This is a genomic window from Streptomyces sp. RPA4-2 (assembly GCF_012273515.2).
GTDB lineage: Bacteria > Actinomycetota > Actinomycetes > Streptomycetales > Streptomycetaceae > Streptomyces > Streptomyces kaempferi.
Genome location: NZ_CP050975.2, coordinates 8201937 through 8215805, shown reverse-complemented (window position 1 = coordinate 8215805; position 13869 = coordinate 8201937). Strand labels below are relative to the sequence as shown.

At 71.8% G+C, this 13869-nt stretch carries 16 protein-coding genes; 7 read left to right on the top strand and 9 right to left on the bottom strand.

Annotated elements, in window-relative coordinates:
* Window positions 1-401 precede the first annotated feature (401 nt).
* The gene (locus HEP85_RS35850; RefSeq protein ID WP_168531650.1) at window positions 402-986 is read left to right on the top strand and encodes a hypothetical protein; all 585 of its coding nucleotides are present in this window, start codon (window positions 402-404) and stop codon (window positions 984-986) included.
* Between the two features lie 103 nt (window positions 987-1089).
* On the opposite strand, the gene HEP85_RS35845 is transcribed toward HEP85_RS35850, so the two are convergent.
* Window positions 1090-1893, bottom strand: a complete 804-nt coding sequence (locus tag HEP85_RS35845) for an SDR family NAD(P)-dependent oxidoreductase (RefSeq protein WP_168531649.1) — start codon at window positions 1891-1893, stop codon at window positions 1090-1092.
* Window positions 1894-1943: 50 nt separating this feature from the next.
* On the opposite strand from HEP85_RS35845, the gene HEP85_RS35840 reads away from it, so the two are divergent.
* Window positions 1944-2492: a hypothetical protein gene (locus HEP85_RS35840; RefSeq protein WP_248002209.1), complete on the top strand. Its 549-nt coding sequence runs from the start codon at window positions 1944-1946 to the stop codon at window positions 2490-2492.
* A gap of 43 nt (window positions 2493-2535) precedes the next feature.
* On the opposite strand, the gene HEP85_RS35835 is transcribed toward HEP85_RS35840, so the two are convergent.
* From HEP85_RS35835 to HEP85_RS35825, 3 genes are all read right to left on the bottom strand, one after another.
* On the bottom strand, window positions 2536-3498 hold the full coding sequence (locus HEP85_RS35835; protein ID WP_168531648.1) for an SDR family oxidoreductase: 963 nt from the start codon (window positions 3496-3498) through the stop codon (window positions 2536-2538).
* A 220-nt stretch (window positions 3499-3718) separates the two neighbouring features.
* On the bottom strand, window positions 3719-4348 hold the full coding sequence (locus HEP85_RS35830) for an MBL fold metallo-hydrolase (protein ID WP_168531647.1): 630 nt from the start codon (window positions 4346-4348) through the stop codon (window positions 3719-3721).
* Complete coding sequence (locus tag HEP85_RS35825; protein ID WP_168531646.1) at window positions 4348-5433, bottom strand: S-(hydroxymethyl)mycothiol dehydrogenase; 1086 nt, start codon at window positions 5431-5433, stop codon at window positions 4348-4350. The genes HEP85_RS35830 and HEP85_RS35825 overlap by 1 nt, the downstream gene beginning before the upstream one ends.
* A 331-nt stretch (window positions 5434-5764) precedes the next feature.
* On the opposite strand from HEP85_RS35825, the gene HEP85_RS35820 reads away from it, so the two are divergent.
* On the top strand, window positions 5765-7519 hold the full coding sequence (locus HEP85_RS35820; protein WP_168531645.1) for an ABC transporter ATP-binding protein: 1755 nt from the start codon (window positions 5765-5767) through the stop codon (window positions 7517-7519).
* A 127-nt stretch (window positions 7520-7646) separates the two neighbouring features.
* On the opposite strand, the gene HEP85_RS35815 is transcribed toward HEP85_RS35820, so the two are convergent.
* Window positions 7647-7943, bottom strand: a complete 297-nt coding sequence (locus HEP85_RS35815; RefSeq protein WP_168531644.1) for a hypothetical protein — start codon at window positions 7941-7943, stop codon at window positions 7647-7649.
* Between the two features lie 173 nt (window positions 7944-8116).
* Between HEP85_RS35815 and HEP85_RS35810 the strand changes: the two genes are divergently transcribed.
* Window positions 8117-8482, top strand: a complete 366-nt coding sequence (locus HEP85_RS35810) for a nuclear transport factor 2 family protein (RefSeq protein WP_168531643.1) — start codon at window positions 8117-8119, stop codon at window positions 8480-8482.
* Window positions 8483-8545: 63 nt separating this feature from the next.
* Here the strand turns inward: HEP85_RS35810 and HEP85_RS35805 are convergent, their stop codons facing one another.
* The gene (locus HEP85_RS35805; protein WP_168531642.1) at window positions 8546-9079 is read right to left on the bottom strand and encodes a MarR family winged helix-turn-helix transcriptional regulator; all 534 of its coding nucleotides are present in this window, start codon (window positions 9077-9079) and stop codon (window positions 8546-8548) included.
* A gap of 59 nt (window positions 9080-9138) precedes the next feature.
* Between HEP85_RS35805 and HEP85_RS35800 the strand changes: the two genes are divergently transcribed.
* A complete protein-coding gene (locus HEP85_RS35800) occupies window positions 9139-10065 on the top strand; it encodes a hypothetical protein (protein WP_356011160.1) in 927 nt (308 codons plus the stop codon).
* 92 nt (window positions 10066-10157) lie between these two features.
* On the opposite strand, the gene HEP85_RS35795 is transcribed toward HEP85_RS35800, so the two are convergent.
* Genes HEP85_RS35795 through HEP85_RS35785 form a run of 3 tightly spaced genes read right to left on the bottom strand, consistent with a single transcriptional unit; the run spans window position 10158 to window position 11684 of the window.
* Window positions 10158-10877, bottom strand: coding sequence for a CU044_5270 family protein (locus HEP85_RS35795; RefSeq protein WP_369658150.1), 720 nt, complete (start codon window positions 10875-10877; stop codon window positions 10158-10160).
* A complete protein-coding gene (locus HEP85_RS35790) occupies window positions 10769-11128 on the bottom strand; it encodes a hypothetical protein (protein WP_369657994.1) in 360 nt (119 codons plus the stop codon). The genes HEP85_RS35795 and HEP85_RS35790 overlap by 109 nt, the downstream gene beginning before the upstream one ends.
* On the bottom strand, window positions 11121-11684 hold the full coding sequence (locus tag HEP85_RS35785) for an RNA polymerase sigma factor (protein WP_168531641.1): 564 nt from the start codon (window positions 11682-11684) through the stop codon (window positions 11121-11123). The genes HEP85_RS35790 and HEP85_RS35785 overlap by 8 nt, the downstream gene beginning before the upstream one ends.
* A gap of 105 nt (window positions 11685-11789) precedes the next feature.
* On the opposite strand from HEP85_RS35785, the gene ctaD reads away from it, so the two are divergent.
* Window positions 11790-13475, top strand: a complete 1686-nt coding sequence (gene ctaD, locus HEP85_RS35780; RefSeq protein WP_248002208.1) for a cytochrome c oxidase subunit I — start codon at window positions 11790-11792, stop codon at window positions 13473-13475.
* On the top strand, window positions 13472-13825 hold the full coding sequence (locus HEP85_RS35775; protein ID WP_168531639.1) for a hypothetical protein: 354 nt from the start codon (window positions 13472-13474) through the stop codon (window positions 13823-13825). The genes ctaD and HEP85_RS35775 overlap by 4 nt, the downstream gene beginning before the upstream one ends.
* The last annotated feature ends 44 nt before the right edge of the window (window positions 13826-13869 follow it).

Below are 13869 nucleotides of genomic sequence, written 5' to 3'. Positions count from 1 at the left end.
CCGCGAGGTCACGGCGCAGGCGGCCGGGCCGATCGGCCCTGGCGGTTCCGTGCCGCACGTGCTGTCCTGGAGGAGACGGGAAGGACCCGGGAAGGACGCGGAGAAGCGGCCGGCAGCCGCGCACCGCACAATCAGGACACGCGAGAAGCGGGTGGGGCCCTTCCCGCCCCGGCGCCCCGGCCCTGACATCCCTTCACCGGCCCCTCGCGCCCACGGTGCGCACGGGCCGATCGGTCCCCGTTCCGGGACCCGGCGGGGCTTACGAGGCCCCTGCCGGCCGGGACGGAACGGCCCCCGTGCGCGAACGAGGGCCGGACGGCCCCGCGCGCTGTCCGGTCGGCCCCGCCACCCCTCGCTCCCCGGGCGTCACCTGGCCGTAGGCACGACGAGGAGGTGCGGCGATGCACAGGACACGGCGTACGAAGCGGTGGTGCTGGCGGTGGCGGAGCAATCCCCTGCGCCGGCACGACGATGTCGTCGAGGCCTGGATCGTACTGGCCGTCTGGGCCGTCATCCTGGTGGGAGGCGCCGTAGTAGGTCTGGTGGCCGCCCATACCGCCGAAGCGTCCTTCGCCCGGTTGCGGCACGAACGGCACCCGGTCCCGGCCGTCCTCGTCGACAACACGGCCCGGACCCTGCCGACCGGGGACGGCCCCGTCTACGACGGTGTCCGCGCGAGGGTCCGCTGGACGGGTCCGGACGGCGCCACCCACACGGGCCGGACGCTGGTGAACGCCGGACACCTGGCCGGCTCGAAGATCGTGGTCTGGCTGGACCACAAGGGGCGGCTCACCACCCGGCCTCCCGATCCGGGCACGGCGTCCGCCGAGGCGGGAGCCCTCGGCACGGGTGCAGCGATCGCCTTCGGCAGCCTGGTGTTCGCCGGCGGCCGCCTCGCCCGCTGGCGGCTCGACCGCCGCCGCTACGACGAGTGGGCTCGTGCATGGGAGCGGGTGGGCCCGCGGTGGGGGCACAAGACCCCGTGACGCGGAGCGCCCACAGGGTGACGAGGCGCGGACGGCGGTGAGGGCAGGCGCCCGGCACCCGGCGGACGGCACCCGGCGGACGCCTCCCCGCGGATGCCGAGCCCTACTCCGGCCCCTCCGTGCTCTTTCGCAGCGCGTGGCGGAAACCGGTGTTGACCGCCAGTAGCCCCCCGTCCACGCACAGCGTGGTCCCGGTGATCCAGGACGCGTCACGGGAAGCGAGGAAGGCGACGGCCGCCGCGATGTCGTCCGGCTCTCCGACCCGCCCCAGCGGGTAGAGCTCCGCGGCCACGGCGAGGTCGTCCTCGCGCCCCTCCCACGCCGTGGTGCGGACCGTGCCCGGCGCGACCATGTTGACGCGCACCCCCCGGGGCGCCGCGTGACCGGCGAGCGTGCGGGTCAGGGACATGAGACCCGCCTTGGCGGCGCTGTAGGCGTGGTTGCCGAAGTCCTGGATGCCGTTCACGGAGCCGATATGGACGATCGCTCCGCGGCCGGAGGCCACCAGGTGCGGGAGCGCCGCGCGGGAGCACCGGTAGGCGCCGGTCAGGGTGAGGTCGAGGTCGTGGGCCCACACCTCGTCCGGCTCATCCTCGAAGAGCGGCTCGTCGGGGGTGCATCCGTAGGCGTTGTTGACCAGGACGTCCAGCGAGCCGAACGTGTGGACGGCATGCGCGACGGCTCGCTCGATCGACGCGCGGTCCCCCACGTCGCAGACGTACGCCTCGGCCCGCCCGCCGAGTTCACGGATCGACGCGGCCGTCTTCTCCGCCTCGGGCAGGTCCACGTCGGCGAGCAGCACGTGGGCGCCCTCGTCGGCGAACCGGCGGGCGGTGGCCGCCCCGATACCGCGGGCCGCGCCCGTGATCACAACCCCGTGTCCTTCGAAGCGCCTCGTGGCAGTCATGGCAACGAAGGTACTGCCGTGATCGTCGCCGGGACAGATACCGTGCGCCCATGTCCGCGTTCATGCAACAACTCCCGGCGCTGATAGGCGTGGTCATCGGTGCCCTCGGCTCGTATGCGGCGATCGTGCGGGGCGATCGGGCCCGCTTCCGCCGGGAGCAGACGGCGCGGTGGGAGGAGCGGCGGCTGTCCGTGTACGCCGACTACGCGCGCAGTCTGAAGCGGACGGTCACCCTGACGTACCGGGTCGCCGCCCACCTCGGGAACGACCCCCACCCGCACGCCTTGTCGCACGAGGAGGCGGCGCCCCTGCTGGCCGAGGCCGCCGAAGCGGGGGACCCGGCCGGCGAGGCACTCCTGCTCCTCGGCGCCCCTGCGGTCGTGGAGAAGGCCCGCGCGTGGGCCGTCGTCGTGATGGAGATGGAGCGGTTCGGGAGGGAGCGGACCCGTGCTCCCGAGGCATGGCAGGCTCTCCTGCAACGCCAGCGCGAGGCACGTGAGGGGTACTACGCGGCGGTCCGTGCGGACCTGGCCCTGTCGGCCGACCGTCCGCCGGCGTGGCAGGTCCCGCCCCTGCACGTACGCGCCGACGCGGAGTAGTGACGTACGACGGGGTCGGCGGGACGGCCGAGGCGGAGGTGTGTCAGCGATAGGCCTCGACGACCGCCTGGGCGTCGGGCCCGCCACCGTCGCCGCCCCCGTCCGTCCCGTCCGCCGGTTTGTCCGCGTCCTGGACCTCGACCATGTAGCGCCAGGCGTCCGGGCGGCTGCCGTCGCGATCGGTGAAGCCGTACACCGGGGCGAGCTGTCCGCTGGAGAGCGACTGCCCGTTCCAGCGCGCGACGTCCGGGTCGGCGGCCAGCGCGGCCACGGCACGGCCGACGTAGAACGGGGTCTCGGAGATGCCGAAGTGCGGCACACGCTCCGTCGCGTCGCGCCAGTTCTCCTCGGTGACGCCGAAGGCCTCGAGCATGATCTCGGAGCGCAGCCACCCCGGGGTGAGCGCGACCGCGGTGGCGCCGCGCGGGCCCAGTTCGTGTCCCAGCGCGAAGGCCATGCGCAGGACCGACGCCTTGGCGAGGTCGTAGAAGAAGGAGACGCGATAGGTGTCCCGGTTGTACTCCGCGGTGCCGTCGGTCATCTCGACGACGAGGCCGCCGGGGTGGCGCAGTAGCAGGGGAAGCGCGTGGTGGCTGGTGACGGCGTGCGTCTCGACGGCCAGCCGGAGCAGCCGCAGTCCGTTGTCGAGGTCGTGCTCCCAGACCGGGGCGTCCCACTCGAAGAGCTTCTCGCCGCCCCAGATGTCGTTGACCAGGACGTCGAGCCGGCCCTGTTCGTCGTCGACGCGTGCGACCAGGGCCTCGACCTGCGCGGGGTCGAGGTGGTCGGTGGGCACGACGATACCGACGCCGCCCGCCGCTCGCACCAGCTCCGCGGTGTCCTCGATGGTCTCGGGGCGGTCGTACTCGGAGCGCCGTTCGCGGGTGCTGCGCCCGGTCACGTACACGGTGGCGCCGGCCGCGCCGAGTTCCACGGCGATCCCCCGTCCCGCTCCCCGGGTGGCCCCCGCGACCAGTGCGACCTTGCCTTCCAGTGACCCTGACATGTCCGACCTCCATGTGCGTGCGTTCGCGCGTTCGTCCGTGTTCGTAGGGGCCCATGCGGTGGCTTCACCCATGGGCCGCTCCGAGCGTGACGTGGAAGCCGGACATCTTCTGTCAGGTTTCTTGCGTGTCAGGTTTCTCGCCGGTCAGGTCTCCGGGATGTCAGGTCTCCCGTACCTGTGCCGCCCCGTACCTGTGCCGCCCCGTCCCGGCGCGTCGCCGTCAGTGGCCGCGCGCGATCCACTCCTCCAGGTGCGGCGCCTCGGCGCCGATGGTGGTCGAGTCGCCGTGCCCGGTGCGGACGACGGTGTCGCCGGGCAGGGCCAGCAGACGCTCACGGATCGACGTGACGATCGTCGGGAAGTGCGAGTAGGAGCGGCCGGTGGCTCCCGGACCGCCCTGGAAGAGGGTGTCGCCGGTGAACACGGTGCCCAGCCCCTGGTCGTACAGGCAGACCGCGCCGGGGGCGTGGCCGGGCGTGTGCAGGACGGTCAGGTCGGCACCGGCCGCCTCGATCACCTGCCCGTCCTGCAGCCAGGCGTCGGGCAGCCGGTCAGGATGGGTCTGCTTCCACAGCGGCAGGTCGTCCGGGTGGAGCCAGATCGTGGCGCCGGTGCGCTCGGCGAGTGCGGGCGCGGCGTCGATGTGGTCGTTGTGGGCGTGGGTGCACACGATGGCCAGCAGCCGCCGGTCGCCCACGGCCTCGGCGATGGCGTCGGCATCGTGCGCGGCGTCGATGACGATCGCCTCGTGGTCGTCGCCGACGATCCACACGTTGTTGTCGACGTCCCAGGTACCGCCGTCGAGCGAGAAGGTGCCCGAGGTGACGAGGTGTTCGATGCGCGCGGTCATCAGAACATCACCACCGAGCGCAGCACGTCGCCGTGGTGCATCCGCTCGAAGGCGGGCTCGATCTCGTCCAGGGCGATCGTCTCGCTCACGAACGCCTCCAGGTCCAGCCGTCCCTGGAGGTGCAGGTCGATCAGCATCGGGAAGTCGCGGGAGGGCAGGCAGTCGCCGTACCAGGACGACTTGAGGGCTCCGCCGCGTCCGAAGACGTCGAGCAGCGGCAGCTCCAGCTTCATCTCCGGGGTCGGCACGCCGACCAGGACGACCGTACCCGCGAGGTCACGGGCGTAGAAGGCCTGCTTGTACGTCTCGGGGCGGCCGACCGCGTCGATGACGACGTCGGCGCCGAAGCCCCCGGTCAGCTCCTGGATCGCCGCGACGGGGTCGGTCGAGGAGGAGTTGACGGTGTGCGTCGCGCCGAGCTTCGAGGCGGTGGTCAGCTTCCGGTCGTCGATGTCGACGGCGATGATCTTCGCGGCGCCGGCCAGCCGGGCCCCCGCGATCGCCGCGTCGCCGACGCCACCGCAGCCGATGACGGCGACGGAGTCGCCCCGGCCGACGTTGCCGGTGTTGATGGCGGCACCGATCCCCGCCATCACACCGCAGCCGAGCAGTCCGGCGACCGCCGGGGAGACGGCCGGGTCGACCTTGGTGCACTGTCCGGCGGCGACGAGGGTCTTCTCGGCGAAGGCGCCGATACCGAGGGCCGGGGACAGCTCGGTGCCGTCCGTGAGGGTCATCTTCTGCTTCGCGTTGTGAGTGTTGAAGCAGTACCAGGGCCGCCCGCGCAGACACGCACGGCACTGCCCGCACACGGCACGCCAGTTGAGGATCACGAAGTCGCCGGGTGCGACGTCCGTGACCCCGTCGCCGACCGACTCCACGGCGCCCGCCGCCTCATGGCCGAGCAGGAACGGGAAGTCGTCGTTGATGCCCCCCTGCTTGTAGTGCAGGTCGGTGTGGCAGACCCCGCACGCCTGGATCTTCACCACGGCCTCTCCCGGCCCCGGATCAGGCACGACGATGGTCTCCACGCGCACCGGTTCGTTCTTGCCCGGGGCGATCACGCCACGTACTTCCTGCGCCATGGTGGCGAACCCTTCCGTAGATCGACGTTCGTCGACCGACCCTACGGTGTGACCGGCCGGTAGCAGGCCAGGTGGTCCTCGGTCGCCTCGGCCGACGTGTGCCGGGCCGCCGTCCGCCGTCCCGCGAAGGGCGTCACGGCCCACGCCGAACAGAGCCCGGCGGACGCCCCGTTCCGTCCGCCCGACGGCTGCCGAGCGCCCGCACGCGGCTCCCGTGGGCCGCCGTCGACGCGTGGCCGGTCCACCTTGTACCAGGGGGCCGACCGGTGCCCGTACGGTGCCCGTGCCGACGTAGCCTGAGGCATCCTCATCCCCTCCCACAAGGAGCGCCGTGACCATCGCAGGGACGCAAGCCGAACCACCCGCCTGGCGGCTGCTTCTCGGATACGTACGCCCGCACCGGTGGGCCCTGTTCGCGGGCGCCCTGCTGGCGCTGACGACCGGTGGCACCGGTCTGCTGCTGCCGCTGGTGGCGCGCGGACTCATCGACGACCTGTCGCACGACCGGCCCATCGGGCGGGCGCTGATCGGCATGGCGGCGCTCGTGGTGACCAACACGGCGGTGGGCGCGCTGGGTTCGTACGTGCTGCGGCGCACCGCCGAGTCGGTGGTCCTCGGCGCGCGGCGCGCCCTGTCGTCCTATCTGCTGCGGCTGCGCATACCGGCCGTGGACCGCAGCGAGCCGGGCGACCTGATGGCCCGCATCACCTCCGACACGACACTGCTGCGCGAGGTCACCACCGACTCGCTCGTGGGCATCGGCACCGGCGGCCTCACACTCGTCGCGACGGTGGTGATGATGGGGCTGGTCGACGTGGTGCTGCTCGGCGTCACCCTCGGGGTGATCCTGTGCGCGGGAACGGTGCTCGGCCTGATCGTGCCGCGCATCAACCGGGCCAGCAAGCGGGCTCAGGACGCGGTCGGCGTGATGGGCGCCGCGCTGGAGCGGATCCTCGGCGCACTGCGCACGATCAAGGCGTCCGGGGCCGAGCACCGCGAGGAGCAGACCATCCACGCGGCGGCCGAGGAGTCCTGGCGGCAGAGCGTGCGGGCCGCCAAGTGGTCGGCGGCGGCGGGCAACACGGCGGGGCTCGCGATGCAGATCGCCTTCATCACGGTTCTCGCGGTGGGCGGCGCCCGGGTGGCGACCGGCGCGATCGGCGTGGGCACCCTGGTCGCCTTCCTTCTCTACGTCTTCTACCTCATGTCGCCGATCCAGCAGGTCGTCGGCGCGGTCACGCAGTACCAGACCGGCGCCGCGGCGCTCGCCCGGATCCAGGAGGCGCTGCGGCTGCCCGCGGAACCGGCCTCGCTCCCCACGCCGCTGCCGACGCCCGGCTCGGCGCCCGCCTCGCTCGCCTTCGACGACGTCCGCTTCCGGTACGCCGACGACCTGCAGTACGTCCATCACGGCGTGACGTTCGCCGTACCGGCCCGCGGCATGACGGCCTTCGTCGGCCCCTCGGGCGCGGGCAAGACCACCGTGTTCTCCCTCATCGAGAGGTTCTACGACCCCGAGTCCGGCGTGATCACGGTGGACGGCCGTCCGCTGGAGGACTGGAACCTGTCGCAGCTCAGGTCCGCCATCGGGTACGTGGAGCAGGACGCGCCGGTCCTGTCGGGTTCCCTGCGGGACAATCTGCTGCTCGGCAACCCGGAGGCCGACGAGGCGGAGGTGACCCGGGTGGTGAGGACGACGCGTCTGGACGGGCTGGTGGCCCGGCTGCCGCGCGGTCTCGACACGCTGGTGGGGCATCGTGGGACCAAGCTGTCGGGCGGCGAACGTCAGCGCGTCGCGATCGGCCGCGCCCTGCTGCGCCGCCCCCGCCTGCTGCTCCTCGACGAGGCGACCTCGCAGCTCGACGCCGTGAACGAGGCCGCGCTGCGGGACACGGTCGCCGATGTCGCGCGTACGACCACGGTCCTCGTCGTCGCGCACCGGCTGTCCACCGTCACGATGGCCGACCGCATCGTCGTCATGGACGCGGGCCGGGTGCGCGCGGTGGGAACCCATCGGGAACTCGTGGCGGGAGATCCGCTCTACGCCGAGCTGGCGGCCACGCAGTTCCTCGCCACGGCGGGCTGAGGCTCCGCGCCGTGGCCGCCGGGTGCCCGCGGGACGCAGGCTTGTTCACCGGGCGAACAGGGGCGGACGCGATCCTGCCCCCGGCACGCGTGCCGAGGGCAGGATCTGCGGGGCTCGGTCGGCCGTTTCAGGCCTCGATGCCCGGCAGCAACCCGGTGACGGGGGCGGCCAGGTCGGTGAGCTGGTGCAGCTGGTTGAGATCGTTGAGGTGGTTGAGCCCGGCCAGCTGGTTGGCCACCCGCGGGATGTCGTTCCGGTGCTCGGCCGGCAGGCCGCTCGTCGCGAGCGTGTCGAGCTGGGTGATCGGGTTCAGTCGTCCCGCGTCCGGGACCTCGGGGGCGGCCGCGGAGGCCATCGGCGCGGCCAGGCCCGTGACACCGACGGCGAGACCAACGGCGGCGACCATACGTCGTGTTGAGATCATGCCTTCAGCAACGGCACCGGACCCCGCCCGGTCACGGCCGGACCCCGCCGCTCACCCGAGAGGCTCATCGTGAGGGCTGGGCTTGCCGTGAGCTGTGCGGCGGAGGAGTCTCGGAGGAGAGGCCCCTCGCGGCCCGCTCCTCACCGGGCCGCGGCCTTTCGAGGAGGTCATTCATGGGCACCATGGCAGGCCCCGCCTTCGACACCGAAGCGCTGCGCCGCGGAATCGAAGGACACGACGCGGCGGAGATGCTGGCGCTGTACGCGGACGACGCGGAGATACAGATCGTCGACCGCAACACTCAGCCCAGTCACCCGATGGTGAAACACGGTCGTGGCGAGATCGCCGACATGCTGAACGACGTCTACAGCCGGGACATGGTCCACAAGCTCGAACAGTGTGTCATCCAGGGCGACCACGTCGCCTTCACCGAGTCCTGCCTCTATCCGGACGGCGTGCGGGTACTGGCCAGCTCGATGATGTCGCTGCGGGACGGCAAGATCGTCGAACACACGCTGCTGCAGGCATGGGACGAGTAGGGAGGAACTGGCCGAAGGTCCAGGTGTCCTCCCGTCTGACCTGGACCTTCTCGGCCAAGGTGGCTATGGGGCGGTCGCACCGGACTCGGCGGCCACGACCAGTTTCCGCAGCAGGTCTGCGAGTGTCCGCCTCTCTGCTGCGGTCAGCGCTGCGAGCAGCGCGTTCTCACCCTCGTCCTCCGACACCGCGTGCCGTTCGAATGCGGCGTATCCGGCCTCGGTGAGCCGTACCTCCACCCGCCGCCGGTCGGCCGCCCGGTGCGTACGGGTGATCAGTCCCGCGTCCTCCAGTGGGGCGAGCCGCGCCGACAGGGCACCGCGGGTCAGACCGAGCCGATCGGCGAGATCCGACGGGCTCGCCGTATACGGCGGCCCGGCCCTGCGCAGCGTCAGGAGCACCTTGAACTGCCAGTGGCGCAGTCCGTCCGAGTCGAGGGTGTCCCGGCGGGCCTGCGCGGCGTGCCGGGCCAGGATCGCGAGCCGGACGAAGATCGCCTCCTTGACCGGGTCCATCCAGTCGAGCTCCTTGGACCAGAGCGCCACGTGCCGGTCGACGGAGTCCCCGGTCGAGGACGGCTCCCCCGTGTGCTCCCCCATGCCCACCTCCGAAAGTAGTTTTCTTGTGGATAGTTTTCCCGATTACTACCTTCCTCGCCATGACGAACACCACGAGCGACACCGTCACTGCGGTCGTGCCGGCCGACGAACTCCTGTCAGCGGCACATGAGTTGAGGATCGCGGGGCGATGGGAGCGCGCGATGGCCCTGTTGGAGGCCGCGGAGGTGACCGATGCGCGGGCCCGCGTCCGGCTCGCCGTCTCGGCGGCCGAAGTCGCCCTGGAGAGCGACTGGTTCGGCGGGACCGGTCTGGCGGCGGCGAGGCTCGCGTCCGCCGGGAGGACCGTCGAGGACATGGACGAGGAGGTGGCCGGGGAACGCGTCGCGGGGCCCACCGAGGACGTCATCGGCGGATCCCCCCTCGACAGCCGTTGGGACCTGGACTTCCTCCGGCTGCGTCACGGCTACCGTCAACAGGTGCACGTCGACGGCGCGTTCCGCGCCGGACCCGACGGCAAGGACCCCGCCGCCCTCGCCTCGCTGCGCGGCTTCGCCCTGAGCCTGCGGGATGGGGCGCCCGACACCGCCCGCCGTGGCTGGGCCGAGATGTACCTGGGCCTCATCGCCGACAACCTCTTCGCCGAACGCGGGTGCGCGCCCTCGCACTACGAGGCGGCCCTGCGCGCGGGCGAGTCAGGCGACGACCTCCTGTCGCGCGAGGCGCTGCGACACCTCGGCGATCACGATCACGACGCCGGTGACCACGTACGGGCCCTGGAACGCTGGACCCGGGCGACCGAACTCGGCGCCCGCGCCGGAACGGTCCCCGGCACCCTCTCGCAGCAACTGCTCCTGGCGGTCCTGGCCCGCGACGCGGGTGACGAGCCCGGAGCCGCGGCGCTGGCCCGCGAGATCGCGCGCTGGGCGCGGGCCGCCGGCGCCGCCACCGTCGAGGCGCAGGCCGAGGCGTTCCTGGCCGGGACCGACCCGACGGCGCCGCCCACGACCGGCGTGCGCGGCGGTTGAGCGCGGCGGCGGTCCGACGGCGGTCGTCGTGCCGCCGGATCAGCCCGGCACGGGCGGGCGCCGACCGTCGACCCGGTGTCCGAGGCGTGCGCTCAGCGCATCCACGCGCTGTACGACATCACGTCCCCGGCCCGGACGCCGAACTCCGCGTCGTCCTTGGTGACGGTGTCCTCCAGGCCGAGTACGGCGCCGGTCACCGGATTCAGGATCAGCATCCGGCGCACGGCGTGCGCGGTGTCCTCGTACACGTACGCCTGTCCCGGGCGGCCCAGCCGGTCGGTGACCGCGCCGGCCGGACGCAGCCCCTTCGCGTCGGCGAGGAGACGGACCACTGCCGCGTTCTCGCGTGAACCGAGGGTCCAGTTGTCCAGCAACTCACTGACCGCGTCGAGAAGTTGGGACGTGCCCAGCGGTCCGGTGGGGTCGAGTTCGTCGAGGTAGGCGCGCAGCCGCCCGATGTCGCGCGGCGGGGTGGCCTGAGGTGGGGCATCGCTCCAGCTGGGCGGGAAGGTCCGCCTGCTGAGCACATGACCGTCCTCGACGGTGCGCGGGACGGGGTCGGCTCCGGTGATGACGGGCTCGCCCGGACGGCGGGGGTCGGTGGCCACGACGAGTTCCGTGTGGCTGCCGTCCGCCCGCCAGCGGATCACGCGTTCCTCGGGCAGCGTGACCGCCGGCCGGGCGCCGGGGCCCGCGGTCATGCTCAGGCTCCAGGTCTGCGTGTGGGTTCCCTGGCGCAGCCGCTGGGAGCGGTCGGCGGCCGCCCGTGCGGCGATCCGGCCGAGAGGGACGGGGGTGGAGCCGGACTCGATCTGCAGGGGTCGGGGCGCGGCCACCGCGGGGTGGTGGCCGACCCCGAGAGCAGGAGGGTCAGGGCGGTCACGCCGACGGCGGCGGCCGTCCCGACGCTCAGCACCCAGCGGCGCAGCCGGCGGGGGCGTCCGCTGTGCAGCAGCCGGCTGAGGCGGCGCTCGGCGTGCTGGTCGAGGGGCCGGTCGTGGAAGCGGCCGTCGTTGGACGGTACCGGGTTGGCGCGGCGCAGGAGGTCGAGTTCGTCAGCCATGGCCGTGCTCCTTCGGGGTGTCGTGGCAGGGCGTCGCGGTACCGGGGACCGCGGCGAGGTGCGGACGGTCGATCTCGGCTCTGAGCCGGCGGCGGGCGCGGTGCAGGCGCATCGCCGCGGCGCGGGTGCCGCAGCCGAGGGCGACGGCGACCTCGTCGACGCCCAGTTCCTCCCAGGCCGTGAGGCGCAGTATTTCCTGGTCCGCCGGTGAGAGCCGGGCCAGTGCCTCGTGCACCCAGTCGCCCGGTGACCCGGAGTCGGGGCTCTCGACCACCTGTCTGCCGTGCGCGCTCTCGTCGTTGCCCAGCCGATCGAGGAGCCTGCGGCGCCGCCCGTAGCCGCGTACGACGTTGGCCAGACAGTGGCGCGCCACCCCGTAGAGCCAGGGGAGCGGCGACGGCGGAAGGTCGGACCGCCGCCGCCAGGCGACGGTGAAGACCTCCGCCACCACCTCCTCCACATCACCGCTCCGGCCGTCCAGTCGCCTCGCCACGTAGCGGCTGACCGCCCAGTAGTGCTCGCGATAGGCAGCGGCGAAGGTCTCGTCGTTGCTCATGATCCGTATGTGTCCGGCAGTCCCTCTGTCGTCACAGCCGCCGATGTGACGCTCGTCGCTTCCCCCAAGTGTGACGGTGGCCCCGGCGCCGGACACAGGCGGGGCATGGAGAGCACCACTGTCACGACGCCGCCCGCAGCCGTTCCCGGGCGTCCGCGTCGTCCCACAACGGCCGCGGTGAAGTGGCTGACCACCACGGACCACAAGACGATCGGCACGCTGTATCTGGTCACGGCGTTCGGCTTCTTCTGCGTCGGCGGGGTGATGGCGCTGCTGATGCGCGCCGAACTGGCCCGGCCCGGTCTGCAGATCATGTCGAACGAGCAGTTCAACCAGGCGTTCACGATGCACGGCACGATCATGCTGCTGATGTTCGCGACGCCGCTGTTCGCCGGCTTCGCGAACTGGATCATGCCGCTGCAGATCGGCGCGCCCGACGTGGCGTTCCCGCGGCTGAACATGTTCGCCTACTGGCTGTACCTCTTCGGCTCGACGATCGCGGTCGGCGGCTTCCTCACCCCGCAGGGCGCGGCCGACTTCGGCTGGTTCGCGTACTCGCCGCTGTCGGACGCGGTCCGTTCGCCGGGTGTCGGCGCCGACATGTGGATCATGGGCCTGGCCTTCTCCGGCTTCGGCACGATCCTCGGCGCGGTCAACTTCATCACCACGATCATCTGCATGCGCGCTCCCGGCATGACGATGTTCCGCATGCCCATCTTCGTGTGGAACGTGCTGCTCACCGGTGTACTGGTCCTGCTGGCCTTCCCCGTACTGGCCGCGGCGCTGTTCGCGCTGGAGGCGGACCGCAAATTCGGCGCGCACGTCTTCGACGCGTCGAACGGAGGGGCGCTGCTCTGGCAACACCTCTTCTGGTTCTTCGGCCATCCGGAGGTGTACATCATCGCGCTGCCGTTCTTCGGCATCATTTCCGAGGTCATCCCGGTGTTCTCGCGCAAGCCGATGTTCGGTTACATGGGCCTGATCGGCGCGACCATCGCGATCGCGGGTCTCTCCGTGACCGTGTGGGCGCACCACATGTACGTCACCGGCGGCGTACTGCTCCCGTTCTTCTCCTTCATGACGTTCCTCATCGCCGTACCGACAGGCGTGAAGTTCTTCAACTGGATCGGAACGATGTGGAAGGGCTCACTGTCCTTCGAGACCCCCATGCTGTGGGCGACCGGCTTCCTCATCACCTTCGTGTTCGGCGGTCTGACGGGAGTGATGCTCGCGTCGCCACCGATGGACTTCCCCGTCTCGGACAGCTACTTCGTGGTGGCGCACTTCCACTACGTGATCTTCGGTACGGTCGTGTTCGCGATGTTCTCCGGCTTCCACTTCTGGTGGCCGAAGATGACGGGCAAGATGCTCGACGAGCGGCTCGGCAAGATCACCTTCTGGACACTGTTCGTGGGCTTCCACGGCACGTTCCTGGTCCAGCACTGGCTGGGCGCGAACGGCATGCAGCGACGCATCCCCGACTATCTGGCGGTGGAGGGCCTGACCACCCTCAACACGGTGTCGACCATCTTCTCCTTCCTGCTCGGCAGCTCCCTCCTGCCGTTCTTCTACAACATCTGGAAGACCGCCAAGTACGGCAAGAAGGTCGACGTCGACGACCCCTGGGGCTACGGCCGTTCACTGGAGTGGGCCACCTCCTGCCCGCCGCCGCGCCACAACTTCCTCACCCTGCCGCGGATCCGCAGTGAATCTCCCGCCTTCGATCTCCACCACCCGGAGATCGACGCCGCGCGCCCGCAGTTGGAGACGGCGCGCGGGGAGCTGCGATGACCGCCATGGACGACCGCCCGCTCGATCCGCGGACCCTCGTCAGCGAGCTGGAAGGCCATCTGCTCATCGAGGCCGCCCGCGCCGAGGGACGGGCGGAGGCGGCTCGCTTCGCCCGGTCCCTGGCCTGGCTGACGGACACCCAGCGGGAGGAGGTGGAGAAGGCCTACGTGGACAACCACCTGGCGCTCGCACGCCGATCCTGGGAGCGGACGGCACGGCGCGGCCGGGAACTGCGGGCCGAGTACGAGGCGGCGTACCACGCGCTGCGGCGCCGGCTGTGCACCGCTTTCCTGCTCGGCGCGGTCGTCGTCCTGGCCGTGGTGACACTCGGCTCGGTGGGCGCGCGCTGACCGGTGGGCGCGCGCTGACCGGTGGGGACGCCGGACGAGGCGGG